We start from the raw sequence: 24,696 nt of genomic DNA on the forward strand, positions 1-24,696 counted from the left end.
ACCGTAATTTGCGCGAATTACGGCTACAATAAATAGTGTTTCAAGTATCCCTCTTGGAGGTGCCGCTCCTTACCGGTCAGTTTGGCACATTAGCCACTAAAGTGACTCGCCTCTGTGGTGGGGTTAATTGTGTTCGCCTGCGTCGCCCGTCACGGTAGCGCTGTAGCGCTTACGTCCACCCGTGCGGCATCGGTAAATGGTAGTAGGCTGACGTGTTGGATAAAAAGTGGCGAATGCCACTTTGCACCTTCGCGCGAGGTGGGGCGCACTGGTATCCATTTTTGCAGTAATCTTGGCTCCTGTTCGCTATGGTGGCAAGTAGAACCTTTTTTAACGATACGACGTTGATAAACGATTTTGATAAAACTTATAAGGAGCCTATATGGCTATTAACTCCTTTCAGCGCCTGACTTTGGCTGGGGCCGTGATGGCTGCTCTGGTCGGTTGTCAAACCCAATCTGACTCATCTCAATCAAGCGCTAAAACGACTAAAGTTACCTGGCCCGCCATTGAGAGTGAGGTTCAGAAAGACCCTGCAATTGAGGCCCGAATCGACGAGTTGTTGTCCCAGATGACGCTTGAAGAAAAAGTGGGACAGATGATCCAGCCTGAAATTAAGCAGGTAACCCCCGACGATATCCGCGATTACCATATTGGCTCGGTACTTAACGGCGGGGGCACTACACCGGACAATAACAAGTATGCGAGTGTCCAGGACTGGGTGGATTTGGCGGATAGTTATTACTACGCCTCCATTGATAAATCCGATGGCCGTACCGGCGTGCCCATTATCTGGGGTACCGATGCGGTACACGGCGTGGGTAATGTTGTCGGTGCGACTTTGTTTCCTCACAACATTGCCCTGGGCGCAACCCATAACCCTGATTTATTAGAGCAAATTGGCTGGGTAACAGGCCGCGAGCTTAAAATCACCGGTATCGACTGGAACTTCTCTCCCACGGTTGCCGTTTCGCGCGACGAGCGTTGGGGCCGCGCCTATGAGGCCTGGTCGGAAGACCCAGAGCTGGTTGGGCAATACGCCGGCCGGATGATTCGGGGCTTGCAGGGCGAGCCAAAATCGGACGACTTCCTAAGCGAAGATCATGTTATTGCCACCGCTAAGCACTTTATCGGTGACGGCGGTACGGATAAAGGTATCGACCGTGGCGACACTATCGCCACAGAAGAGCAGCTGCGCGATATTCACGGTGCGGGTTACTTCACCGCAATCGAAGCGGGCGTACAAGTGGTTATGGCATCGTTCACCTCGTGGGAGGGCACGCGAATGCACGGCCACGAATACTTGCTAAGTGATGTATTGAAAGGCCAAATGGGTTTTGATGGCTTTATTGTCGGCGACTGGAGCGGTCACGGCTTTATTCCGGGCTGTACCGCGCTCGACTGCCCACAGGCGGTAAATGCGGGTTTGGATATCTATATGGCGCCCGAGCCAGAGTGGAAGGAGCTGTTTGCCAGCACGGTCAAGCACGCTGAAGATGGCACTATTCCGATGGCGCGGATCGATGACGCCGTGCGCCGTATCCTGCGCGTTAAACTGCGGGCCGGGTTATTCGAAGCGGGCCCACCCTCAGAGCGAGGCATAGCCGGTCGCGACGATTTGTTAGGCGCCCCCGAGCATCGAGAGGTGGCTCGCCAGGCGGTACGTGAATCGTTGGTTTTGCTTAAAAATAACGATGGCCTATTACCCCTGAGCCGTGACATCAATGTGCTGGTGACCGGTGATGGTGCCGATAACATTGGCAAGCAGGCCGGCGGCTGGTCGGTTACCTGGCAGGGTACGGGTAATAAGAATTCGGACTTCCCCGGTGCGACTTCCATTTATGACGGTATTGCCGAGGCGGTAGAGGCTGGCGGCGGCACTGCCGAGCTCAGTGCTAACGGCACTTTTATGGAAAAGCCCGATGTGGCAATTGTTGTGTTTGGCGAAGACCCCTACGCCGAAATGCAGGGCGACTTGACCAACCTGATGTACAAGGGTGGCTCTGAGGCGGACTTAAACCTGCTTAAATCTTTCCAGAAGCAGGATATCCCGGTGGTGGCGTTGTTTATTACGGGCCGCCCGTTGTGGGTTAACCGCGAACTGAATGCCTCGGATGCTTTTATGGTGATTTGGCAGCCTGGTACCGAGGGTGGAGGTGTTGCTGATGTTGTGTTTCGCGCCAACGACGGCTCGATTAACCACGACGCGAAAGGCCGATTGTCGTTCAGCTGGCCTGAGCGCCCCGATCAGTACCTGTTAAACCGTGGTGATGAAGACTACAACCCGCTGTTCCCTTATGGTTTTGGCTTAAGCTACGCGGACAAGGACACCCTGGGTGATGAGCTGTCAGAGAAGGGCCTTAAAAAAGCAGCCACTCAGGATGTATTGGAGTTGTTTAACCGTCGTCCGCTCGATCCATGGGGCATTGAGGCCGTTGGCGCCGAAAATGACCGCGCGGTAATGAACAGTAACACCCTTCAAACCTCAACCGTCTTGGTCGAAGCGGTAGATCGTAATGAGCAGCAAGACGCTCGCCGCGTGGTGTTTAACGGTGAGGGGCCCGGTCATGTCGCGCTGTTTGCTGATGATCGTCAGGATTGGAGCGATTATGTAAAAGCAAAATCGGCCCTGTCATTTGATATCAAAGTTGATAAAGCGCCTACTGAGACGACTTATCTGCGTCTTGGCTGCGGCTCTTATTGCGCTTCTGATATTGATATGACGCAAGGCATGCGTGATCACCTTGCCGGGGCCGGCTGGCAAACCGTAACCGTAGATTTGGCGTGCTTCCCAGATGCGGGTGAAAACTTTGGTTTAAATCAGCCGCAGTCTGAGTACATTACTCAGGTGGTTCGTCCGTTTACTATTTATACCACGGGTGAGCTGGAGATGAGCTTTGCCAATGTACGTTTGCTTAAAGGGCGTGCTGCGAGTGCGATGGTGAGTTGCCAGTAACGGTGTATTTACCATCCCAAAAATGCCACCCTCGGGTGGCATTTTTTTTTGGTTACTAATTGGCGTTGGAAATACTTAACCCATCAAACCACACCTTGGATAAATACGCTGGGGCCCAGTCGGGCGTGTTGCCGCCATGAAACGTTGAAAACATAATGCCCCCGATGTATCCCGCCGGCGTGTCTGTTAAGCGGTAGCTCATATCCTCGCGGTGCAGGATTTGTTTGCCATCAAACCAGACGGTTAGCTCGCCATTTTCCTGGCCTATTTCGTTGATTTTTATTTGCTGTGCCAGGCAGTGGCGTTGGCCGGGAATAAAGCGCGCGCCAAGCTCGATGTCCTGGCCCCACGGCTGTCCGCCGTAACGCCCGTTGGGTGAGGGGGGCAAATAGGCGTAAATAACCGCGGCGCCATTCTCGCGCCACATATAGCGCATCGTCCAGCCGTTACTGCCGTTTGGTTGATTGCCCCCGGAGCGAGACCATGAGTCTTCGGCCCCCATTAGGCCAGGTAGTTTTCCCCCTAGCACAAAATTAAAATCGCTAGAAAACGTAAGGCAGTAATTCAGGCGCAGTGCGGTATAGGAGGGCAATAAATCAGCCTGTTTCGCAAACTCGATGGGAAACTGAACTCCGCTCTGACCCGGGCCCACGCCAGCTTTTGGATAGCTTACCTGCAGCGAATGCTCGCCGGTCGGGTTTTGGGTGACAGTGGTGGTGTCAAGCCGGTCGTTCCAGCGTAGTTGCCATTGCCCTGGCCAGTTGGGCTCCGCAAATGAAAACGTTTTAAGCGGTGCCGCCGTGGCGAGCGGGGGCAATGTGGCGAGAAAAAAGCAGTTAGCGAGTAGGGTAGTCGGCTTCACGTTGCACCCGATTATTTAGGTTTTAGAAGTCTTTACAGGCTTTTGTCAACGCCAGCGATCCCAGGCATCCATGACTTTAGCGGAGTAGCGGTAGCTGCCATAACTGCCGTTATAGCGGGCCAATGCTTCGGCCAGACGGCCATCGGCGATGTCGATATAGTGCTTTAAGATGATGCAGCCGTAACGCAGGTTGGTGGCGGTATCGATCAGGTTGTCGTCGGGGCGGCCGATTTCGTTTTTCCAAAATGGCATAATTTGCATAATGCCCATCGCGCCCACGGGGGATATGGCAAAGCGGTCAAAGTGGCTCTCGGTTTCGATAACGGCCAGAACCAACTCCGGCTTAACCCCGGCCGAGGTTGCCTCACGGTGTACCAGTCGCAGCAGCGCTAAGCGCTCATCGGGCGATTTAATGTATCGCGCCAAGCGCCCATCCATCAACATCAGCCAGGCTTCGGCGTCAAAGCGATCGGTAAAGCTATCGGCTTTTTGAATATGATTTTTAAGCAGGTTGCGCAGCTCGTCGTCAACCGTGGATTGAGGGATGACGGGTTTTTCGGTCACAGGCGTTAAGATGACATTGCCCGCGACGGTTTCAGCATTAAGTGCAGACCAGGGGTAAGCCAAGCTGCACGCAAGCGCCACGGTGGCGGCTGCGTGCAGCTTAGGGAGGGGTGCGTTAAGCTTGGTTAAGCGCATCGCTAATGAGAGCAACAACATGATCGAGGGCAATATCTTGTTTGTCCTGATCGCGACGAGCTTTGTATTCGACATTGCCGGCCTCCAGGCCGCGGTCACCGACGACGATACGATGCGGGATGCCCATTAGGTCGGTGTTGGCCAGTAGCACGCCGAGGCGGGCTTTTTCTTCGTCCATTAGCAAGACGTCGGCGCCGGCCGCCTGTAAGTCGCCGTAAAGTTTCTCACAAGCTTCGCGCACTTGCTCCGATTTATGCATGTTGATTGGTACGATCGCCACCTGGAAAGGTGCAATGGCCGCGGGCCAAATAATGCCGTTATCATCGTAGTTTTGCTCGATCGCCGAGGCCACGACTCGGGTCACTCCAATGCCATAGCAACCCATGATCATGGTTTGTTCTTTGCCGTTTTCATTGAGCACAGTGGCACCCATGGCTTCGGAGTACTTAGTGCCCAACTGGAAAATATGGCCCACTTCGATACCGCGCTTAATTTCGAGTGTGCCCTTGCCACAGGGGCTTGGGTCACCGGCAACGATGTTGCGAATGTCGGCGGCTTCGGCCACGGGTAGGTCGCGTTCCCAATTAACGCCAGTGCTGTGAACACCATCGCTGTTGGCGCCGCAGACAAAATCAGCCAAGGCCAGAGCGCTGTGGTCGGCAATTACACGAATGTTTAAGCCGCAAGGGCCTATCGAGCCTACGCTTACACCCAGCTCAGCTTTAATGCGTTCTTCCGGGGCAAAGGTGAGTGGTGTGGCAATACCGGTTAGCTTTTCGGCTTTGATGTCGTTTAGCTCGTGATCGCCCCGCAGTACCAGCGCTACTAAGGGTTGCTCAGCGCCTTCTTCGGCCGCTTCTCCCAATACAATCAGAGTTTTAACGGTGTGGCTGGCAGCGACGTTAAGAAACTCGGCCACCTCCTCAATGGAGTGTTTGCCGGGAGTCGCCACATCGGCTTTGTCGCGGCTTGGAGCCGGGCGGCTTGTAGCGGGAGGCAGGGCCTCGGCTTTTTCGATGTTGGCGGCGTAATCCGAGCCGTCGCTAAACGCAATGGCGTCTTCACCGCTGTCGGCCAGCACGTGAAACTCGTGCGAAAAGGCGCCACCAATTGATCCGGTATCGGCCAGAACAGGGCGGTAAGCCAGACCTATGCGGCTAAATATATTGCAGTAGGCGCTGTGCATACGCTCGTAGGTTTGCTGTAAACACTCGGCACTGGTGTGAAAAGAATAGGCGTCTTTCATAATAAACTCGCGCGAACGCATTACCCCAAAGCGCGGGCGGATCTCATCGCGAAACTTTGTTTGTATTTGGTAAAAGTTGGCTGGCAGCTGCTTATAGCTGCTAATTTCGCCGCGTACTAAGTCAGTGATGACCTCTTCATGGGTTGGCCCCAGGCAAAAGGCGCGGTCGTGGCGATCGTTAATCCGCAGTAGTTCCGGGCCGTACTGCTCCCAGCGGCCGGACTCTTGCCACAGCTCGGCCGGTTGCACCACGGGCATCATGACCTCTTGTGCGCTGGCGTTGTTCATCTCTTCGCGTACGATGTTTTCAACCTTGCGCAGTACCCGAAGCCCCAGCGGGAGCCAGGTGTAAAGGCCGGAGGCGAGTTTACGGATCATGCCGGCGCGCAGCATTAGCTGGTGGCTGATGACTTCAGCATCGGCAGGGGTTTCTTTTAACGTGGCGATTAAAAAACGGCTGGAGCGCATAGTGTCGGATCTTATGTCAGGGCCAAAGTTTATTGCTGCGTAAATGACTGCGTGTCTACAGTATTAGTCGCTATAATCAGGTTATACCGCCGCATCGGTTGGGCGCGGCTTGGTTAGCGTATTCTACGCAGCTTAGGCCTCGGGGTACAGATATCGAGGTGTAATTAGGTAGGCCCGGGGTGCAGTAGTGGCCTTGGCTGGGGATGCTTATTGGAGGGTACTATGTTTGCACTGGATCACCGCCTGGTCGACGATACGATTATCGTTGGCCGGTTCGAGCTTTCGTTAGTGTTATTGGTAAAAGATGCCAATTATCCGTGGTGTATTTTGGTGCCCGAGCGCGAGAACGTGATTGAGCTATACCATTTAAGTGACACTGATCAGCAGCAGCTGACCCGAGAGTCCTGCCAACTGGCGGAGGTGATGAACAGCCTGTTTGATGCCGATAAAATCAATATCGCGGCGTTGGGTAATAGGGTACCTCAGTTACATATCCACCATGTGGCGCGTTTTGCCGAAGATGCGGCTTGGCCCGCACCTATATGGGGCGCACAACCGGTTAAACCCTATGAGCCCGAGCTGTTGCAAAAACGTATCGTCAAACTCAGCGATGCGCTAACCGGTGAGGGCTTTACGCCACTACCAGCTACAGAGCCCTATCAGCCGAGACCCTCCAATATCCCTAAAATCAATTGCTAATAGCGCCAAATAAATACAAAAAAGCCCGCAGTAGCGGGCTTTTTACATAATACCCAGTTGTTTTACAGGGCCATTTCTTTCAGTTTTTTCAGTGGGCGCACTTTAACCGTGGTCGTGGCCGGCTTGGCTTTAAACATGGTTTCTTCGCCAGTAAAAGGGTTGATACCTTTACGGGCTTTGGTGGCTGGCTTTTTAACGGTTTGAACTTTTAACAAGCCGGGCAGAACAAATTCGCCACAGGCGCGTTTTTTGATGTGTCCTTCGATAACGGCAGACAGCTCGTCCAGCACAGACTGAACCTGCTTCTTGCTCAGCTCAGTGTTTTCGGCAATTTGCGTAACAATCTGAGTTTTGTTATAGCGCTCGCGAACGGCGGTGATTTTGCGCTCTGGTGCCGCTTTAACGGGAGCCTTTTTTACAGCGGCTTTTTTGGCGGGAGCCTTTTTCGCGGGGGCTTTTTTTGCAGGAGCTTTTCTAGCGGCCATGTTGTGATCCTTGTGTTCAGAGTTAATTAAAGTGTCTGCGTTAAGCGTTGTAAATGTTGCCGAGAATAGACTTTGGTTAAGCTCGGCAACACAGTTGAGTCTATATATAAAGGATAAAAAAGCGATCAGCAAGAAAAAAGTCATTTAAACAGGGGGAAAAGCGCAATATTTACATTGTCGGGCGCATTAAGCCTATATTTGATGCTTTATAGCGCTTTATTCAAACGATCAATTTTTATAAAGAGTTTCTTTCCGTTGTCGGGTAACTGGTAGCGTTTGTTGTTGTCCTGCTGGGTTGTTTGCCTGTTTGAGTCAAGTGCCAGCCATTGACCAACCGGGCCAGAAACGCGTGTATACAATTCGTAGGCGTCCTGTTGGATGTTGTCGCCATCGTACTGGTGCGCCGCTAACGCAACCGTTGCGATATTGTCGGTAAGTGTGACCATGGCAAAGATTTCATACCCTTTCGTTACGTGCGATTGGACCTCAAAGCCGCCCCAGCCTATCGGTATCAATTCATTGTGACTGTGCGAGCGGGCGATTTGGGTTGGTTGACCAGTTTGCGTGCGCACTTGTGGGGCATTGCCGGGTGTTTGCGGTGTTTGATAGTGTCGGCTGGTATCGTCAGCGTTGTTGCCTGGGCGAGTAGTGCGGTACAAGACACTTACGGTGATCTCTTCCGGCGGGGTATCAAGCTCTTGTAGCAGTGTTTCTATGTCGGCAATGTTTTGAGCGGTACTGCGAATAACCAGTTGTCGGTTGACGGTGGTAATACTGCCAGGTGGTGGAACCAGGGGGGCGAGCTGTTTAGCCGTTGCGGCCGTATCTAGGTGGTTAACAGGGAGTGTTTTTGTGATTAGTGGGGCTGCGGGTTCAGTACTCGGGTTTGAAATATCGCCCTCTGAAAAACCAAAGTCGGACACCGGTGCACTTGTTGCGTGTAGGCAGAGCACTAAAAAGGAGCTGAGGATTGCCATAGTCAGCGGTTTTGGCCCGTCTTTAAAGTTGCTCATAACAGTATCCCTGTGTGAGGTTTTAGGCCTTATAAATGCAAAATCTGTAGCCCCGGCTCGGGTACGGCGTGCTGCCAAAGGCGTTGATATTCATCGGCAAGGGTTTTTACCTCTTGCGCGGCCCGGAAATTGGCCACTCCGGCTGCCTGAGTGTCGTCACTTTTGTACACTAACAGCTCCCGGTCTGCGGCAATAAACCCCATCTGTTGGTTGTTGGGTTCGATTGTTAATTTGCGCAGATGGACCTTACTGGGGAGCCGTTGGTGTAAGCGTGCCAGTTGGTGGCCGCGTTCTAGTAAGTCCGAGGTGTCCCGTATCAAGATACGGACTTGGCTGTCCCTGGCCCGTCGCGCAAATCGGGAAACCGCGTTAACCACATCGTCCCGGTTGTAAACCAGCGGGTCTAACTGGTGGCTCAGTATATACAAGGTGCGTCGAGCGCGGGATATTAGCGCAAGGGTATGGAGGATGTTGTCTTCCAGTGAATCAAACAGCAGGGATGGGTGAGCGGCGTCCGTTGATTGGTTCACTTTGGCTCCTCAGTGCGGTAATGACTTCAATATTATTGTTGCGAGGCTTTGGCGCTGGCTTTAACCTGCGACGGTGCGCAAAAGCATGGTGCGGTGCTCAATGCCTGCATCCATAAAAGTATCGCCAACGGCGCTAAAGCCCAACATTGTGTAAAACGGTATCACGTCGCATTGGGCGTGTAAAAACACCTGCTCACAATACTTGTAGTCGCTTTGAGATTGGCACCAGTGCAGTAGTTCACGTATTAACATGGTGCCAATGCCGTTACCCCGATATTGCGCCAGTACCGCGACCCGGCCGATATGAAAGTGGTTTTCATCGTTATGGCGCTCTCTGAGGATGCGGGCACAAGCGACCGCCTGACCCAAAGAGTGATGCAAATATGGGGTGGTACAGAGTAAAAAGTGTGTCGCCTCGTGGTCGGCTAACTCCCACTCAAGCTCAGGGGGTACATTTTGCTCTTCAATAAATACCCGCCGGCGAATATGACAAAGCGGGGCAGAGGCTTCGCCCCATGTAACGATATTACACTGAAATTGGTTGGTCGATTTCATCGTAAGCAGTAGCTTTTATCGTGACGCTTTAGAGCTCGTCCGGATCTTCCTCAGTTGGGTCGATTACTATTTTATTCTCTTCTGCCAGTTGCCGTAGTAGTTGTGTGTCTGTGTCATTTTGGCACAGCGCATCGAGCTCAGTGAGTGCCCACTGGCGCCGGTTGCTTAACGCCTCGGCGAGCGCTGAGCTACACGGGTAGCCCTGTCCGTCGACAAATAATGTTGTGCCAGCGCTGTCGTTAACATAGCAAAAGCGTGAGGCAATTTCACGCTCGGCCGGGACGTCTAGCGCCAGCCAGCTTTGCCAGGTTGCTGCGTCTATCTCGGTGGTGTGTTGCTCTTGCGGGTATTTGGCTTCGGTCATATACCGGCCAAACCATTGGGCCACATTGTCGGAGGTAAGGTGTTTGCTTAATGTGGCGACGATTTGCCGCACAACCTCGGCATCGATTGCGCCGGGCGTTTGTGTGGCTTGAATCTGTGGGTCACGGTAGCGTATGTCGTTGCTTAATGACGTACACAAATACTGACCAAATTCGCCGATAATATCGGCCTCTGACGGGGCGCGAAAACCGATCGAAAAGGTCATGCAGTTGTCGTCCAGAGATGTACCCCAGTGGGCCGTGCCGGGCGGGATATAAAGGACATCACCAGGCTTGGCGATATAAGTGGCGCTGGGGGTAAAATCACGCAGGATGTTTAACTCGGTGCCGGATACACGCTCGCTGGTGCTGTCGCAAGCCTGTCCGATTTGCCACTCACGGCAGCCGGCGCCTTGCACCAAAAACACATCGTAATAATCGAAGTGAGGGCCGACGCTGCCCCCAGTGGGGGCGTAACTTACCATGACGTCATCGAGCCGCCAGTTGGGAATAAAACGAAACCGCTCGAGTAAATCGGCTACTTCGGGTACCCAGTGGTCTACCGCCTGTACCAACAAGCTCCAGCGCTCGGCGGGTAGCCGGGTAAAGTCCTGTTCAGTACAGGGGCCGGTTTTTAGCTGCCACGGGGCTTCATCCGAATCAATCACCAGGCGTGATTCGATCTCGTCCTCCAGGGCTAGGCCGGCCAGCTCGTCCGGGCTTAATGGCGAGCTAAAGTCGGGCAAAGCCTGAGGGAGAAACACCGCTTCGCGCTGCCAGTAACGGCTAAGGAACTCACTGATAGGGATTGAGCCCAGATGGGCAAGAGCCGGCGAGGCAGAAGACATACGGAAACCTTAACGAAAAGCCGGCCCCAGGGGCCGGCTAGTAAGTTTAAATGGCGTTGGCTTGCGCGGTGGCGTTGCCGATGTAATTGGCTGGGGTCAGCTCGCGTATGGTTTGTTTGGCGTGTTCCGGAATATCCAGTGTCTCGACAAACTCAGCCAATACCTCGCGCGTGATCGTTTGACCACGGGTAAGGGCTTTGAGTTTTTCGTATGGTTCAGCTACCTCGTAACGGCGCATAATGGTTTGAATCGGCTCCGCCAACACTTCCCAGCTGTTGTCTAAATCTTCGGCCAGACGGGCGCGGTTAATTTCGAGTTTGCCTACCCCTTTAAGGGTAGAGGCGTAGGCGATGAGGCTGTAGCCAAAACCAACCCCCATATTGCGCAATACCGTGGAGTCGGTTAAATCGCGCTGCCAGCGTGAAATAGGCAGCTTTTGCGCCAGATGGCTGAAAATTGCGTTGGCGATACCCAGGTTGCCTTCTGAGTTTTCAAAGTCGATGGGGTTCACTTTGTGCGGCATAGTGGACGAGCCCACTTCGCCGGCAATGGTTTTTTGCTTGAAGTAACCCAGTGAGATATAGCCCCACACATCGCGATCAAAGTCGATCAGGATGGTGTTAAACCGGGCGATGGCGTCAAACAGCTCAGCGATATAATCGTGTGGCTCGATCTGGGTGGTGTAGGGGTTCCAGCTTAAGCCGAGCGAGGTGACAAAGGTTTCAGCATTGGCCTGCCAGTCGATATTCGGGTAAGCGGAAAGGTGGGCGTTGTAGTTGCCCACGGCGCCGTTAATTTTACCCAGCAGTTCCACCTGTTCGATTTGCGCCAGTTGCCGGCGCAGGCGCGCGACCACGTTAGCCATTTCTTTGCCCACGGTGGTTGGCGAGGCCGTTTGCCCATGGGTGCGAGACAACATTGGGTCGGCGGCGTAATCGCGAGCCAATTTTGCAATGCCTTCGCTGATGGCGTTGGCGTCGTTCAGTAAAGCATCGCGACCGCGGCTGAGCATTAAGGCGTGTGACAGGTTGTTTATATCTTCACTGGTGCAGGCAAAATGCACAAATTCTAGTACCGCCTCAAGTTCGGCGTTACCGGCAAATTTTTTCTTGAGAAAGTACTCAACCGCTTTCACATCGTGGTTGGTGGTGGCTTCGATGTCTTTAACGGCCTGGGCGTCGGCCTCGCTGAATTGCGTTACGATGGCGTCCAGCTGTGCGTGAGTGGCGGCGCTAAAGGCCGGTACTTCAGTGACTCCGTCGAGTTCGCTCAAGCGCTGCAACCAGCGTACTTCCACCTCTACGCGGCAATGAATCAAGCCGAATTCACTAAAAATGGGGCGCAGGGCGTTAGTTTTACTGCCATAGCGGCCATCGACGGGGGACACAGCACTCAGCGGGGAAAGTTCCATGGGTGATCTCACAGGTTAGTCAGGTTGAGTTAATCGGCCAGGGGCGTACAGCATATGCGCCATTGCTAGCCAATACGCACGTAAGCTAGCACCCCGGTAATTTAGGGGCGCTATGATACCGGAAAAGCGGTGTTTTTTCAGTCAGTTTATACGCGTAGGTTGCGTAGCAAGTTCTCGGTTTCGGCCAGAATGCGCTTGCGTTGTAGTACCAGATGCAAACGCGTGCCGCCGAGCTGCCGCCAGAGTGTGGCTGAACGGACGGCGGCTAACAGTAGTGCGCGTATTTGATTGGCGACGCGCTGTTGCTGCAAATACCCCGGGTCACCTGACACCTGAATGCGAAACCGAAACTTGCTAAGTGTGTCGCTGTATGTGTCGGCCAAGTTGGCGATGACGTTCTCGTGGGTGGGGCCAAAGTGCAGCGCCTGTTGTGAGGCTTGTTTAAGTCGGCTCGACAGTACGCCCAGCATGTCGCGGCGTTTGCTTAAGCGCCCTTGTAGGTGCAGGATGCCCGCGCTATAACGAACGGTGTTGTTTTGCAGTTGGCGGCTTGAAAGCAGTAAGTCGCGCAGCGTCTCGAGCCCCAGGCGCAGGTTCTCGGGGCGGCCACCGTACACACTTAGGGTGTCTGGAGGGTTTAAGTCCAGCAGGCTGTTGATGCTGCACTCGTAGGCGTCACTGGGCACAAACCCAGTGCGTGCGAGCTGATCCACCAGAGCAGAGGCCTGTAAAATGCCGGCGGCTGCCAATGTTACGTCTTGCCAGTTTTGTACCTTAGCCAATGGAAGTTGCCTTAGATTGAAGTTGCACTGGGGCGGAGTTTATCAGCGGTTTTCACTGTACTCGATGACAGCACCACCAAGACAGATGTCATCTTGGTAAAAAACCACCGACTGCCCGGGAGTGACGGCCCGTTGCGGGGCGTCAAAGGTTACTGCCAATTGGTTGTTGGGCAGCAAGGTGACCTCACAAGCTTGGTCCGCTTGTCGGTAGCGGGTTTTGGCGGTAACGCGGAGTATGTCCGTGGTTGGGGCGCCATTGATCCAGTGAGCTTGCCCGGCACTTAAAAAGTTTGTGAACAGTAAGGGGTGGTCGGTCCCTTGGGTGACCACAAGTTGGTTGTGCTCGAGGTCTTTAGCCACCACAAACCAGGGCTCGTCGGGCGCGCCTTTCACACCGCCAATGCCCAGGCCTTGGCGCTGGCCAATGGTGTGATACATAAGCCCCGCGTGCTGGCCGATGACCTTGCCTTCGGCGGTGACAATATCGCCCGGCTGCGCCGGCAGGTATTGCTGTAAAAAGTCTTTAAAGCGGCGCTCGCCAATAAAACAAATACCCGTGCTGTCTTTTTTACTGTGGGTGATTAGATTGTGTTCCTCGGCAATGCGGCGCACTTCGGGTTTTTCTAGCTCGCCTACGGGAAACAGGGTGCGGGCAAATTCGGCCTCGCCCACAGCGTGCAAAAAATAGCTTTGATCTTTGTTGTTATCGAGCCCGCGTAACAGATAAGTATGGCCGTCACGCTCCGCTCGTCTTACATAATGGCCGGTGGCAATAAGGTCGCCACCGAGCATTTCTGCGTATTCAATAAACACTTTAAATTTGATTTCGCGGTTGCACAGAATGTCAGGGTTGGGCGTACGCCCGGCTTTGTATTCGGCTAAAAAGTGCTCGAATACATTGTCCCAATACTCGGCAGCAAAATTGGCGGTGTGCAGTTTAATGCCCAGTGTGTCGCAGACTTTTTGCGCATCGGCTAAATCTTCTTTGGCGGTGCAGTACTCGGTGCCGTCGTCCTCCTCCCAGTTTTTCATAAAAAGCCCCTCAACCCGGTATCCCTGCTGCTGCAACAACAAAGCCGAGACGGAGGAGTCCACACCGCCGGACATGCCGACGATCACTAAGGGGGCGTTTTTACTGTCGCTTGAGCTTGTCATGTAAAGACCAGACGCTTGGGGTGGGCGGTAGTTCCGAAGGCGGGCATTTTACCTGTCTACGGCCACGACCTCCAGCCCAAATCGGCGCCCGGCGAGGTAATCGTCAATAACGTTTAGCACCATGGGGCTGCGCAGCTTGTTATAAGCCTCGGCTATTTGTTCACGGGTAAGCCATACCGGGCCGATAATACCGTCATCCAGTGCTAACTCAGGGTGGTGTTGCACGGGGTTGCCGATGAAGGTGGTGCGCACGTAGGTCTCACCATTAGCGGGGGCTTTATATAGGTCAACGCCAACAATGCCGGTTAGCGTTATGTCCCAGCCGGTTTCTTCCAGAGTCTCGCGGATGGCGGCTTGAGCAAGCGATTCATCGGCTTCCAGGTGACCCGCTGGTTGGTTGAGTTTCTCTTCGCCGTCAATCAGTTCGCGCACCAGTAAAAACTGGTCGTTGCGGGGGATCACACAGGCGACGGTAACGTGGGGTAAGAAGCGAGTCATGATCGGGGGCGCTTACCGTTGGGGTGGGTTTGCTTGGCCCTTTTTGCCTTAGGGCGAGTGGGGTGGGATCGGTCCGCACACTGACCATTAGCGGTTTTGCCTGGATTGGGCATATGTACGCTTATCGTGCGCGCCTCGCCAGGCTGCAGCTCGTCTAACGACCAGTTGCCAATACGGGCTCTGACGAGCCTTAGAGTCGGGTGATTTACCGCTGCCGTCATGCGCCGGACCTGTCGGTTGCGACCTTCGGTGATGATAATTTCGAGCCACTGAGTGGGGATGTTTTTGCGCTCCCGCACGGGGGTGGAGCGTGGCCACAGCGGGGGTGGGGCAATAGTCTTTACTTTCGCCGGCCGGGTCATTCCATCGTTTAGCATCACGCCCCGACGCAGCGCCGCCAACGCCTGTGCGTCGGGCTCTCCTTCTACTTGCACCCAGTAGGTTTTGGCAAGCTTGTGCCGCGGGTGGGTAATCTGATGTTGCAGGGCGCCGTCGTCGGTGAGTAAGAGTAGCCCCTCTGAGTCCCGATCAAGGCGTCCGGCTGGGTAAACGTTTTTGTCCTGAATGTATTTTGCCAGGGTTTCACGGCCGCTATCGTCGCGAAACTGACATAAAACGTCATAAGGTTTATTGAAAACTACCAATTTGGCCATATAGTTAAGGTAAGCCGAGCTGTGTTGCGTGGGCATGCAGTGTACCGCAGCCTATGCTGCGGTGCGAGAAGCCCGACGTAATAAGCCGGAGTGATGGGCCCTAAGCTAAAGCGAGTTGGACAGGGTCAGCCAGTTTGGGCGCCAGGTTGTGGCAGGTTAATGTCAATCGCGTGTAAACCTTTGTCGCCCTTGGATATGTTGAACGATACGATTTGACCGGCCTTGAGAGTTTTATAGCCCTCCATTTCGATGGCCGAGTAGTGGGCGAAAAGGTCTTCGGAGCCTTCATCAGGGAGGATAAATCCGTAGCCTTTGGCGTTGTTAAACCATTTGACTGTGCCTGTGCGCATATTGTTATTCCTTCTTTATCTAACGAGCGTTCGGCATGCGTGCCGTCACTCCATTTATTATATTGATGTCAGCGCGGTGACCAGTAGCGGGATACGCTCAGTTTTACTAATGGGTTGATAGATGCATCTAAAACTGGCTGTTGCGCCGTACTTACACTAACACCGTAATTATTATTACCGGTTTGTACTGGGTGCTTGTGTCGCTAAAAGTTGTTTGCTCTGATGTTGTGATCTTGCTGTTATTGTGTGCTTACGTAAACGCGGCTATATCACTTGAGCTTTGTAACATTAAACTGTGCGACCTTGTCAAAGTTAAGTGCTAACTCGTTACTGTTGTGGTGAAATTTTGAGCACCAACAGACTTTTTAGCCGACCGCTTAGGCCTTGTCAAGTCTAACACCCGGCAAATTTTTGCCGCTTTGTGGCGCCAGGGGATTTAGGTTGTGCTCGGGTCGATGGGTTACAATGGAGCTTTGGTGCTTAGGCGCTGTAAAAAGTGCAATGACAAAGTCAATATTACGGTCAAAACCATCTATGACTATGGGAAAGTTTGAGAACATTCGTCTAACATTAAATCAGTGGCGCGGTCAGAGCTCTGACGACGAGTATGGCGGCGGCTATGATGAGGGTGTTGCGGTGCAAGAAGCGCCGCCTGAGCTAAAAAGACCCTCGATGTATAAAGTTATTATGCTCAATGATGACTATACGCCGATGGAGTTTGTGGTCGAGACACTCGAAGTGTTTTTTGGCATGAATCGTGAAAAAGCAACTCAAGTGATGCTCACGGTTCATACAGAAGGTCGGGCAACCTGCGGGATTTATACCCGCGATATTGCCGAAACTAAGGCGGCTCAGGTGAATCAATTCGCCAAAGACAATGAGCACCCTTTGATATGCGAGATAGAGGCGACTGAAGGAGACGATGAATAATCGCGGTGGCTAGCTAGAGGCAGTAAGTAACATCAGGTAGATACGATTTGTTCTGCCTGAGAGTTTGGTGCTTGGAGCGCGACACAAGTGATGTCGCACCCTGATTGTAAGCTCCTGATTGAGAGGTACTATTGATGCTGAGTAAAGATCTTGAAGTCACCCTGAACATGGCGTTTAAAGGTGCCCGTAGCAAGCGTCATGAATTTATGACGGTAGAGCACTTATTGCTGGCGCTTATCGATAACGAGTCGGCGGCGATGGTGTTGCGCGCCTGTGGTGCCGACCTGGTGGCGCTGCGCCGCGAGCTGATCGAGTTTGTTGATTCAACCACGCCATTGTTACCAGAAAATGAAGAAGACCGCGAAACTCAGCCAACCCTGGGCTTTCAGCGCGTTCTGCAGCGGGCGGTCTTTCATGTGCAGTCGTCCGGTAAGCAAGAGGTGACCGGTGCCAACGTGCTGGTGGCTATTTTTAGCGAGCAGGAGAGTCAGGCTGTTTATTACCTTAAACAGCAGAGCATCGCTCGCATCGATGTTGTGAATTACATTACACACGGTATCCAAAAGGTGGCCGGGCATGAACACGACAGTGAGGAGCCTTCGCAAGACAGCGTCGATGAAGATTCGCTGGGCGTAGAGCAGCCCTCGCAGAGCCCGCTCGAAAACTATGCGACTAATTTAAACGAGCAAGCCTTGAACGGTCGAATTGATCCGTTAATTGGCCGTGCATTAGAGCTAGAGCGTGTGGCGCAGATTTTGTCGCGCCGACGCAAAAACAACCCATTGCTTGTGGGTGAGTCTGGCGTTGGTAAAACCGCTATCGCCGAGGGGTTAGCTCGTCGCATTGTTGATGGCGAAGTGCCCGACGCGCTGGCCGAAAGTGTGGTTTACTCGCTGGATATGGGCGCGCTGTTAGCCGGTACTAAGTACCGTGGTGATTTTGAAAAACGCTTTAAGGGCTTGTTAGGCGAGCTGAAAAAGCAAGAACACTCTATTTTATTTATCGATGAAATTCACACCATTATTGGTGCCGGAGCGGCGTCGGGTGGTGTGATGGACGCCTCTAATTTGCTCAAACCATTGCTTAGCTCGGGGCAACTGCGCTGCATGGGCTCGACCACCTATCAAGAGTACCGCGGTATTTTTGAAAAAGACCGGGCGCTGTCGCGTCGCTTTCAAAAGGTCGATGTTAACGAGCCAAGTGTGGATGAGACTTACCAAATACTGAAGGGCTTAAAGAAAAATTTTGAAGAGCATCACGGCCTGCGCTATACCGATCCGGCGTTGCGCGCCGCGGCCGAGCTGGCCGAGCGCTATATTAATGATCGCTTCTTGCCCGATAAGGCAATCGATGTGATTGATGAGGCCGGCGCTTATCAGCAGTTGCAGCCCCCGAGCAAACGGAAAAAGACCGTGGGGGTGGGTGATGTAGAGGCCGTGGTCGCGAAGATCGCCCGTATTCCGCCCAAGAGTGTGTCCTCGTCGGATTTGGAGCAGCTGCGCAAGCTGGACGACAACCTGAAAATGACGGTGTTTGGTCAGGATGAAGCGATTGATACCTTGTCTACCGCCATCAAACTGGCCCGTGCCGGTTTGCGCTCGGGCGATAAGCCCATAGGTTCATTCCTGTTTGCCGGCCCCACCGGGGTGGGTAAAACCGAGGTGAGCCGACAGTTGGCCACCTGCCTTGGGGTCGAGTTGATCCGCTTTGATATGTCAGAGTACATGGAGCGTCACACGGTGTCGCGCTTGATTGGCGCGCCTCCGGGTTATGTGGGCTTTGATCAGGGGGGTTTATTGACCGATGCGGTAACTAAGGCGCCGCACAGCGTAGTGCTGCTGGATGAAATCGAGAAGGCGCATCCGGATGTCTTTAATCTGCTGTTGCAGGTGATGGATCACGGTACGCTAACCGACAACAACGGCCGCAAGGCGGATTTTCGTAATGTTATTTTGATTATGACTACCAATGCCGGCGCTGAAGACGTGAGTCGCACCTCCATCGGCTTTACCAAGCAGGATCATTCCAGCGATGGTAAAGAGGCGATTAAGAAAATGTTTACCCCTGAGTTCCGAAATCGCCTGGATGCCACCGTACAGTTTGGCGCATTGCCGCTAAACGTGGTTGAGACAGTGGTGGATAAGTTCTTAACTGAGCTGCAGTCTCAGCTCGACGACAAGAAGGTTACCCTGGATGTGTCGCCCGAGGCGCGTAAATGGCTCGCGGAAAACGGCTACGATGAAAAAATGGGTGCCCGCCCTATGGCCCGTTTAATTCAGGAGAAAGTCAAAAAGCCATTGGCGGAGGCTGTGTTGTTTGGCGATTTGGCGGGCGGTGGAACCGTCTCTGTGACAGTTGCGGAGGATGGCAAGGCTCTAGAGTTGGACTATCACGCCGGCGATTAAGCACCACTTAGTGGGTAACATAACTCTATCAGCAAAATCCCGGCACTTGTCGGGATTTTGCTATTGGGTGTCAGCCAGGCCACCCCGTGATGATGCGCTGCCCCTGGTGTTGCTTTAACCGTGTGCCTTTAGGTTTATGCGGCTGTGCCAGATACGACAAAGCCCCGCGTTGGCGAGGCTTTGTAGGGCCGGGCACCGATGGAGGGCGCGGCGGGCGCTTCGCTTAGCGCGCGCGGTAGGTAATACGACCTTTGGTCAAGTCGTAAGGGGTCATCTCTACTTTGACTTTATCGCCGGTCAAAATGCGAATGTAGTTTTTGCGCATTTTGCCAGAGATATGCGCGGTTACCACATGGCCGTTTTCCAGCTTTACACGAAAGGTGGTGTTCGGCAGGGTATCGATCACTTCGCCTTCAAATTCAATGTTGTCTTCTTTTGCCATTCGGCAGATTCCTCAATTTGGTCTCAAGCACGTATCAGTCTTAAACACGCGGCCACGGGCGCGAGATATTGTCACGGCCACGAAAAGCCGGCAATTGTGCCTGAAATAGACGCGTTAGCCAAGGGTGGGGGCGATATTTTAGCCAAACTGGAGGGAGATAGACCGATTTAATACGTTTGAGTGCTTATTTGACCAGCACCCAGCGCTTGTTGACCAGCATTTGCAGGGGGCGGTATTGGGTTTTATAGGCCATTTTTCGGCACTCACGGATCCAGTAGCCTAAATACACATAGGATAAGCCCATGCGCTTCGCCTGCTCTATTTGTACCAGTATGGCGAACACCCCAAGGCTGCGGGGGGCTAGCTCGCCGGCAAAAAACGTATACACCGCCGACAATCCGTCGATTAATTCATCGCATACGGCAACGCCTACCAAGGTTTCACCGCAGCGGTATTCGATGTAGCGCGTTACGCCCCATTCGCGGCTTAAAAAGGTTTCGTATTGCTCCCGGGTAGGCGGGTACATATCGCCGTCGCGGTGACGGGTATTAATATACTGCTCGTACAGGGCGTAGTGCTCATCGGTATTGATGTTGTCGATAATCGTGACAGTGAGATCCTGATTGCGCTTTAGACATCGTTTTTGGCTGCGACTGGGGCGAAATTGATTCACCGGTATACGGCAGGAGATGCAAGCCTGACAATTAACGCAGTGAGGGCGATAGAGGTGTCCGCCACTGCGACGAAAGCCAAGCTCTGACAATTCGCTGTAGAGTTCGGCGTCCACGTCCGCTTGGGGGTCGATAAAGACAGTGGTCGCTTCCTCGCCCTCTAAATAGCTGCAGGGGTGAGGTGCGGTGGCAAACAACTTTAAGCTTGATAAGTCACTCATGCGGTACCCACTTTAATCCGTCGGTGTCCCGTGTGTGGTTGTTTTATTTACTGTAGAGGAAATACTGCCATTTGTCTGCCCTTGGGCAATGATAAGTTCACGAATGTTACCTGGCCAGCAAGAGGCGCCACTTATGTCAGCTTGACGCTTGAGTTGTTCGGCAAACTCGGCGCGGGGCATCTCAATTGCCCCCAAACTGTTTAAGTGATCGCTACTAACCTGACAGTCGATAAGTGTAAAGCCCCACGAGCGTAAGTGTTGTGCCAGCGTTATAAAGCCAATCTTTGACGCGTTAGTTTGTTTGGCAAACATCGACTCGCCAAAAAAAACTCGCCCCAGGGCTAAACCGTATAAGCCGCCCACCAGTTGGTCTTGATCCCACACCTCTACCGAATGGGCAATGCCACGGTTGTGTAGTTGCAGGTAGGCCTCCTGCATGTCGTCGGTAATCCAGGTGTTGTCGGTTTGCGCCCGGGGTGCAGCGCACTGACTTAGAACCTGAGAGAATGCGGTATCGCAGCTCACCCGATAAGTCGTTTTGCGCAGCGTTTTGTTCATGGATTTAGAAACGTGCACGCGCTCCGGAAAAACGACTGAGCGCGGATTAGGGCTCCACCAGAGGATTGGTTGGTCGTCGTCGAACCACGGAAATATACCCAGACAGTACGCGCGTATTAAGCGGTCCGGGTGCAAGTCGCCACCGCCGGCCAGCAGTCCGTCGGGGTCGGTGAGCGCCATCTCCAGAGGGGGAAACTCTAGAGTTTGTGGGTCTAGCCAAGGTAATTGAATCACGGGGCTATTAAATCACAGAAGAGCAGGTAAGCGTCAAAAGTCGTGAGGCGCAAAAATTATTCAGGCACAAAAAACGGCGGAAACTTCCGCCGTTTTGTTTAACCATTAACCATTAGGTTATAGGTTAGTCGTCCAAAAACTTCTCGGCATCCAGCGCTGCCATACAACCGAAGCCTGCTGAGGTGATAGCCTGGCGATAGATGTGGTCAGAGACGTCACCGGCGGCAAAGACGCCCGGTACACTGGTGGCCGTGGCGTTGCCTTCTAGCCCACTGTTAATTTTGATGTAACCGTCTTTCATATCCAGTTGGCCGTCAAAAATGCCAGTGTTGGGCTTGTGGCCAATGGCGATGAATACGCCGGCAACGTCAATACTGCTTGAGCTGTCGTCGGTGGTGCTGTTCAGTTTTAAGCCTGTCACGCCCGAGCCGTCACCCAGCACTTCGTCCAGCGTGTGGTTCCACAAGATTTTAACGTTGTCTTTAGCAAACAGCTTATCTTGCAGAATTTTCTCCGAGCGCAGCTTATCGCGACGGTGCACCAGAGTGACTTCACTACAAATGTTGGAGAGGTACAGAGCCTCTTCAACCGCTGTATTACCACCGCCGATTACGGCTACTTTTTGATCGCGATAGAAAAAGCCGTCGCAGGTTGCGCAGGCACTGACGCCTTTACCCATAAACGCTTCTTCCGAGGGCAGGCCCAGGTACTGCGCCGAGGCGCCGGTGGCGATGATCAGCGCATCACAGGTATAGGTTTCAGTGCCGTGAAGCGTAAAAGGGCGCTTGCTTAAATCGGTTTTATCAATGTGATCAAAGATAATTTCGGTATCAAAGCGCTCGGCGTGCTGCTGCATTTGCACCATTAAATCCGGGCCTTGTAGGTCGGCAACGCCGCCTGGCCAGTTTTCTACGTCGGTAGTGGTGGTCAGCTGGCCGCCTTGCTGCATACCGGTAATGATGACCGGCTTGAGGTTGGCACGGGCCGCGTAAATCGCAGCGGTGTAACCGGCGGGGCCGGAGCCGAGGATGATTAAGCGATGATGCTTGGGTTGGCTCATGTGCAGAAGTCCTTGTTAAAAAATTCAGGCGACAATAATAAGTCAATGTATGAATGTGGGCAAAATTGTACTCTTCAATACCTTAGATTGGTAAAATTAATCAGCTTAATAGATGATATAGCCGATATTTTCGGGTTGTGCTGCTCAGTACCTAGCCTGGGCGCTGTTGGTAACCGGCCGCCATGCATTACAATACCGGCCTACCGTGACGGCGGTGAGACGTTTTTATAACAGTAAGCAGGTACACGTTTGAGTAAAAAAAATACCAGTAAAGCGTCAGTCGCTCGACCAGAGGCGTCTACCTTAATTTTACGCGTGGTGCGCGAAGGGGCTCTCATAGGCTTGGTGGCCATTTGCGCCTTTGTGCTGCTTACGCTCTTGACCTACGATGTCGGTGACCCCGGCTGGTCGCGCACCGGCGATAACGCCCGGGTGAGTAACGCCGGTGGCCCGGCGGGCGCCTGGTTGGCCGACGTGTTCTTTTCACTGTTTGGTTATCTGGCCTTTTTGTTTCCTGTCATGCTGGGCTATCGCGCCTGGCTGGTATTCCGCGATAGAGCACACCCTGCGGCGTTTGATCCAGTGCTGCTGGGGCTTAGAGCTATTGGTTTAGTATTGGTAATGGTGGCCGGTACTGGTCTCGCGGTATTGCACATCGGTGGTAAAGAGAGTGCGCTGCCTTTTTCCGATGGTGGTATTTTGGGCGTCTCGGTGGCCGATTCGGTGGCCGGGGCCTTTAGTCATACCGGCGGAACCCTCCTGTTGTTTGCGGTCTTCTTTTTCGGTCTAACAATATTTACCGATTTGTCCTGGCTTGGTTTGATGGACGATATTGGGCGCTGGACATTAGAGCTTATCGGTAAAATCCGTGAGTGGTGGGCGAGCTGGCGTGCCAAGCGTGTCAAAAGCCAAGAGGCCAAAGCGCAACAACAACAGCAACAACAGCGCCGGGCGGTTATTGAGACGCGCAACAAAGAAGAGTCGAAACGCGTTGCGCCTACCATTACGGAGCCGGTGAAGAAAAAGCCGGTCGAGAGCGCTCGGGTACAAAAAGAGCGCCAGGCCTCGCTGTTTGACAAAGACACGCCGGTGGTGGGGGAGTTGCCGCCCATTAGCCTGTTAGATCCGGCGGATGCACGCAGCGATAAGGGCTACTCGAAAGAGTCACTTGAAGCCATGTCTAAGCTGTTGGAGCTTAAGCTGAAGGACTTTGGCATCACGATTGAGGTGGTCTCTGTGCAGCCGGGCCCGGTCGTGACCCGGTTTGAGATTCAGCCAGCTCCAGGGGTAAAAGCCAGCCGTATTACTAACCTGGCCAAAGATTTGGCCCGCTCATTGGCGGTTATCAGTGTGCGGGTAGTTGAGGTGATTCCGGGTCGCTCGGTGATGGGGATTGAGATTCCCAACGAACACCGCGAAATTGTGCGCCTGAGTGAGGTCATTGCCTCTGAGCTGTACGATAAATCCCGCTCGCGCCTGACCATGGCGCTGGGGCACGATATTGCTGGCGAGCCAGTCATTGCCGATTTGGCCAAGATGCCTCATTTGTTGGTGGCCGGTACCACGGGCTCGGGTAAATCAGTGGGGGTTAACGTAATGCTGTTATCCCTGTTGTATAAATCCTCTCCCAAAGACGTCCGTTTGATCTTGGTAGATCCAAAGATGCTGGAGCTTTCGGTATACGAAGGGATTCCGCATCTGCTGACGCCGGTGATCACCGATATGAACGACGCGTCAAATGGCTTGCGCTGGTGCGTGGGTGAGATGGAGCGCCGCTATAAGTTGATGGCGGCCATGGGTGTGCGCAACCTGGCCGGTTTTAATCGCAAAATTGAAGACGCGCAAAAAGCGGGTGCGCCCATTCTCGATCCGCTGTTTGTCCCTGACGAGCACTTTGAGGCGGGCAGCGCCGAGGCCAGCGCGCCGGAGCTGGAAACTCTGCCCGCTATTGTGGTGGTGATTGACGAATTTGCCGATATGATGATGATTGTCGGTAAAAAAGTGGAACAATTGATCGCCCGTATTGCTCAAAAGGCCAGGGCGGCGGGTATTCATTTGATTCTTGCTACCCAGCGACCATCGGTGGATGTGATTACCGGCTTGATTAAAGCCAACGTACCGACCCGTATGGCGTTTCAGGTGTCCTCTAAAATTGACTCGCGCACCATTCTTGATCAAGGCGGCGCCGAGCAGCTTTTGGGGCACGGTGACATGCTTTATTTGCCCCCAGGCACCAGTGTGCCGGTTAGGGTGCATGGCGCTTTTGTCGACGATCACGAGGTACATAAAGTGGTCGCCGATTGGAAGCGTCGCGGTGAGCCGGATTATTTGGATGAGATTGTCGATGACAGTACCAACAATATTCCGGTGCCGGGCTTGTCCGGTGGCGATGAGGGCGGCAGTGACGAGGGTGATGCCCTGTACGATGAGGCCGTTGCTTTTGTACTGGACTCTCGCAAAGCGTCTATCTCATCGGTGCAGCGCAAGTTGCGCATTGGCTATAACCGCGCCGCTCGTTTGATTGAAACCATGGAGGCCGCCGGCGTTGTGTCGGGCCCAGGCCACAATGGTAATCGCGAAGTATTAGCGCCCAAATCTTAAGT

The 24,696-nt window shown here is 53.4% G+C and carries 23 protein-coding genes; 5 read left to right on the top strand and 18 right to left on the bottom strand.

What is annotated here, in order from left to right; genetic code table 11:
* Positions 1-382: 382 nt before the first annotated feature.
* Positions 383-2,956 carry a glycoside hydrolase family 3 protein gene (locus SD69_RS09455; protein ID WP_041523022.1) on the top strand — a complete coding sequence of 858 codons (2,574 nt, stop codon included), beginning with the start codon at positions 383-385 and terminating at the stop codon, positions 2,954-2,956.
* A gap of 55 nt (positions 2,957-3,011) precedes the next feature.
* Here SD69_RS09455 and SD69_RS09460 read toward each other — a convergent pair whose 3' ends face one another.
* Genes SD69_RS09460 through SD69_RS09470 form a run of 3 tightly spaced genes read right to left on the bottom strand, consistent with a single transcriptional unit; the run spans position 3,012 to position 6,231 of the window.
* Positions 3,012-3,818 (bottom strand): polysaccharide lyase, encoded by an 807-nt coding sequence (locus SD69_RS09460; protein ID WP_052481036.1) that lies wholly within the window; start codon positions 3,816-3,818, stop codon positions 3,012-3,014.
* 45 nt (positions 3,819-3,863) lie between these two features.
* On the bottom strand, positions 3,864-4,538 hold the full coding sequence (locus SD69_RS09465) for a lytic transglycosylase domain-containing protein (protein WP_332307916.1): 675 nt from the start codon (positions 4,536-4,538) through the stop codon (positions 3,864-3,866).
* A complete protein-coding gene (locus tag SD69_RS09470) occupies positions 4,498-6,231 on the bottom strand; it encodes a proline--tRNA ligase (RefSeq protein ID WP_041523023.1) in 1,734 nt (577 codons plus the stop codon). The genes SD69_RS09465 and SD69_RS09470 overlap by 41 nt, the downstream gene beginning before the upstream one ends.
* A 222-nt stretch (positions 6,232-6,453) precedes the next feature.
* On the opposite strand from SD69_RS09470, the gene SD69_RS09475 reads away from it, so the two are divergent.
* Complete coding sequence (locus SD69_RS09475) at positions 6,454-6,930, top strand: HIT domain-containing protein (RefSeq protein WP_052481037.1); 477 nt, start codon at positions 6,454-6,456, stop codon at positions 6,928-6,930.
* A 62-nt stretch (positions 6,931-6,992) separates the two neighbouring features.
* Here the strand turns inward: SD69_RS09475 and SD69_RS09480 are convergent, their stop codons facing one another.
* The 11 genes from SD69_RS09480 to cspD form a co-directional block, all read right to left on the bottom strand.
* Positions 6,993-7,415 (bottom strand): HU family DNA-binding protein, encoded by a 423-nt coding sequence (locus tag SD69_RS09480; protein WP_041523024.1) that lies wholly within the window; start codon positions 7,413-7,415, stop codon positions 6,993-6,995.
* A 206-nt stretch (positions 7,416-7,621) separates the two neighbouring features.
* Positions 7,622-8,428, bottom strand: coding sequence for a hypothetical protein (locus SD69_RS09485; protein ID WP_041523025.1), 807 nt, complete (start codon positions 8,426-8,428; stop codon positions 7,622-7,624).
* 29 nt (positions 8,429-8,457) lie between these two features.
* A complete protein-coding gene (locus tag SD69_RS09490) occupies positions 8,458-8,958 on the bottom strand; it encodes a DUF7931 domain-containing protein (protein ID WP_052481038.1) in 501 nt (166 codons plus the stop codon).
* A 60-nt stretch (positions 8,959-9,018) separates the two neighbouring features.
* Positions 9,019-9,513 carry a GNAT family N-acetyltransferase gene (locus tag SD69_RS09495; RefSeq protein ID WP_052481039.1) on the bottom strand — a complete coding sequence of 165 codons (495 nt, stop codon included), beginning with the start codon at positions 9,511-9,513 and terminating at the stop codon, positions 9,019-9,021.
* A 28-nt stretch (positions 9,514-9,541) separates the two neighbouring features.
* Positions 9,542-10,723, bottom strand: a complete 1,182-nt coding sequence (locus SD69_RS09500; RefSeq protein ID WP_041523026.1) for a cupin domain-containing protein — start codon at positions 10,721-10,723, stop codon at positions 9,542-9,544.
* A gap of 46 nt (positions 10,724-10,769) precedes the next feature.
* Entirely contained in the window at positions 10,770-12,134 is a 1,365-nt protein-coding gene (gene purB, locus SD69_RS09505) for an adenylosuccinate lyase (protein WP_041523027.1), read from the bottom strand.
* A gap of 146 nt (positions 12,135-12,280) precedes the next feature.
* Entirely contained in the window at positions 12,281-12,916 is a 636-nt protein-coding gene (gene hflD / locus SD69_RS09510; RefSeq protein ID WP_041523028.1) for a high frequency lysogenization protein HflD, read from the bottom strand.
* Positions 12,917-12,958: 42 nt separating this feature from the next.
* Positions 12,959-14,071, bottom strand: coding sequence for a tRNA 2-thiouridine(34) synthase MnmA (gene mnmA / locus SD69_RS09515; RefSeq protein WP_041523029.1), 1,113 nt, complete (start codon positions 14,069-14,071; stop codon positions 12,959-12,961).
* 48 nt (positions 14,072-14,119) lie between these two features.
* Positions 14,120-14,569, bottom strand: coding sequence for an NUDIX hydrolase (locus SD69_RS09520; RefSeq protein ID WP_041523030.1), 450 nt, complete (start codon positions 14,567-14,569; stop codon positions 14,120-14,122).
* The gene (locus SD69_RS09525) at positions 14,566-15,222 is read right to left on the bottom strand and encodes a pseudouridine synthase (protein WP_084591675.1); all 657 of its coding nucleotides are present in this window, start codon (positions 15,220-15,222) and stop codon (positions 14,566-14,568) included. Before SD69_RS09525 ends, SD69_RS09520 begins: the two co-directional genes overlap by 4 nt.
* A 125-nt stretch (positions 15,223-15,347) precedes the next feature.
* Entirely contained in the window at positions 15,348-15,572 is a 225-nt protein-coding gene (gene cspD, locus SD69_RS09530; protein ID WP_041523031.1) for a cold shock domain-containing protein CspD, read from the bottom strand.
* A 540-nt stretch (positions 15,573-16,112) separates the two neighbouring features.
* Between cspD and clpS the strand changes: the two genes are divergently transcribed.
* Together clpS and clpA are read left to right on the top strand one after the other, a co-directional pair.
* Positions 16,113-16,502, top strand: coding sequence for an ATP-dependent Clp protease adapter ClpS (gene clpS / locus SD69_RS09540; protein WP_041524650.1), 390 nt, complete (start codon positions 16,113-16,115; stop codon positions 16,500-16,502).
* Between the two features lie 134 nt (positions 16,503-16,636).
* Positions 16,637-18,907, top strand: a complete 2,271-nt coding sequence (gene clpA, locus SD69_RS09545; protein ID WP_041523033.1) for an ATP-dependent Clp protease ATP-binding subunit ClpA — start codon at positions 16,637-16,639, stop codon at positions 18,905-18,907.
* 223 nt (positions 18,908-19,130) lie between these two features.
* On the opposite strand, the gene infA is transcribed toward clpA, so the two are convergent.
* From infA to trxB, 4 genes are all read right to left on the bottom strand, one after another.
* Positions 19,131-19,349, bottom strand: a complete 219-nt coding sequence (gene infA / locus SD69_RS09550; protein ID WP_041523034.1) for a translation initiation factor IF-1 — start codon at positions 19,347-19,349, stop codon at positions 19,131-19,133.
* A gap of 184 nt (positions 19,350-19,533) precedes the next feature.
* Positions 19,534-20,241, bottom strand: a complete 708-nt coding sequence (locus SD69_RS09555) for an arginyltransferase (protein ID WP_041523035.1) — start codon at positions 20,239-20,241, stop codon at positions 19,534-19,536.
* Positions 20,242-20,253: 12 nt separating this feature from the next.
* Positions 20,254-21,033 carry a leucyl/phenylalanyl-tRNA--protein transferase gene (gene aat / locus SD69_RS09560; protein WP_198144084.1) on the bottom strand — a complete coding sequence of 260 codons (780 nt, stop codon included), beginning with the start codon at positions 21,031-21,033 and terminating at the stop codon, positions 20,254-20,256.
* A 124-nt stretch (positions 21,034-21,157) separates the two neighbouring features.
* Positions 21,158-22,093: a thioredoxin-disulfide reductase gene (trxB, locus tag SD69_RS09565; protein WP_041523036.1), complete on the bottom strand. Its 936-nt coding sequence runs from the start codon at positions 22,091-22,093 to the stop codon at positions 21,158-21,160.
* A gap of 249 nt (positions 22,094-22,342) precedes the next feature.
* On the opposite strand from trxB, the gene SD69_RS09570 reads away from it, so the two are divergent.
* A complete protein-coding gene (locus tag SD69_RS09570) occupies positions 22,343-24,694 on the top strand; it encodes a DNA translocase FtsK (RefSeq protein WP_041523037.1) in 2,352 nt (783 codons plus the stop codon).
* Positions 24,695-24,696 lie beyond the last annotated feature (2 nt).

This window comes from Gilvimarinus agarilyticus (genome assembly GCF_000832015.1).
In the GTDB taxonomy this organism is placed as follows: domain Bacteria; phylum Pseudomonadota; class Gammaproteobacteria; order Pseudomonadales; family Cellvibrionaceae; genus Gilvimarinus; species Gilvimarinus agarilyticus.

Excerpts from the sequence above, each read along its gene's own strand:
- SD69_RS09455 (WP_041523022.1), top strand. The coding sequence starts at position 383 with ATGGCTATTAACTCCTTTCAGCGCCTGACTTTGGCTGGGGCCGTGATG.
- SD69_RS09465 (WP_332307916.1), bottom strand. The coding sequence starts at position 4,538 with ATGTTGTTGCTCTCATTAGCGATGCGCTTAACCAAGCTTAACGCACCC.
- SD69_RS09470 (WP_041523023.1), bottom strand. The coding sequence starts at position 6,231 with ATGCGCTCCAGCCGTTTTTTAATCGCCACGTTAAAAGAAACCCCTGCC.
- SD69_RS09475 (WP_052481037.1), top strand. The coding sequence starts at position 6,454 with ATGTTTGCACTGGATCACCGCCTGGTCGACGATACGATTATCGTTGGC.
- SD69_RS09480 (WP_041523024.1), bottom strand. The coding sequence starts at position 7,415 with ATGGCCGCTAGAAAAGCTCCTGCAAAAAAAGCCCCCGCGAAAAAGGCT.
- SD69_RS09485 (WP_041523025.1), bottom strand. The coding sequence starts at position 8,428 with ATGAGCAACTTTAAAGACGGGCCAAAACCGCTGACTATGGCAATCCTC.
- SD69_RS09495 (WP_052481039.1), bottom strand. The coding sequence starts at position 9,513 with ATGAAATCGACCAACCAATTTCAGTGTAATATCGTTACATGGGGCGAA.
- SD69_RS09500 (WP_041523026.1), bottom strand. The coding sequence starts at position 10,723 with ATGTCTTCTGCCTCGCCGGCTCTTGCCCATCTGGGCTCAATCCCTATC.
- purB (WP_041523027.1), bottom strand. The coding sequence starts at position 12,134 with ATGGAACTTTCCCCGCTGAGTGCTGTGTCCCCCGTCGATGGCCGCTAT.
- mnmA (WP_041523029.1), bottom strand. The coding sequence starts at position 14,071 with ATGACAAGCTCAAGCGACAGTAAAAACGCCCCCTTAGTGATCGTCGGC.
- SD69_RS09520 (WP_041523030.1), bottom strand. The coding sequence starts at position 14,569 with ATGACTCGCTTCTTACCCCACGTTACCGTCGCCTGTGTGATCCCCCGC.
- SD69_RS09525 (WP_084591675.1), bottom strand. The coding sequence starts at position 15,222 with ATGGCCAAATTGGTAGTTTTCAATAAACCTTATGACGTTTTATGTCAG.
- cspD (WP_041523031.1), bottom strand. The coding sequence starts at position 15,572 with ATGCGCACAGGCACAGTCAAATGGTTTAACAACGCCAAAGGCTACGGA.
- clpS (WP_041524650.1), top strand. The coding sequence starts at position 16,113 with ATGGGAAAGTTTGAGAACATTCGTCTAACATTAAATCAGTGGCGCGGT.
- clpA (WP_041523033.1), top strand. The coding sequence starts at position 16,637 with ATGCTGAGTAAAGATCTTGAAGTCACCCTGAACATGGCGTTTAAAGGT.
- infA (WP_041523034.1), bottom strand. The coding sequence starts at position 19,349 with ATGGCAAAAGAAGACAACATTGAATTTGAAGGCGAAGTGATCGATACC.
- SD69_RS09555 (WP_041523035.1), bottom strand. The coding sequence starts at position 20,241 with ATGAGTGACTTATCAAGCTTAAAGTTGTTTGCCACCGCACCTCACCCC.
- trxB (WP_041523036.1), bottom strand. The coding sequence starts at position 22,093 with ATGAGCCAACCCAAGCATCATCGCTTAATCATCCTCGGCTCCGGCCCC.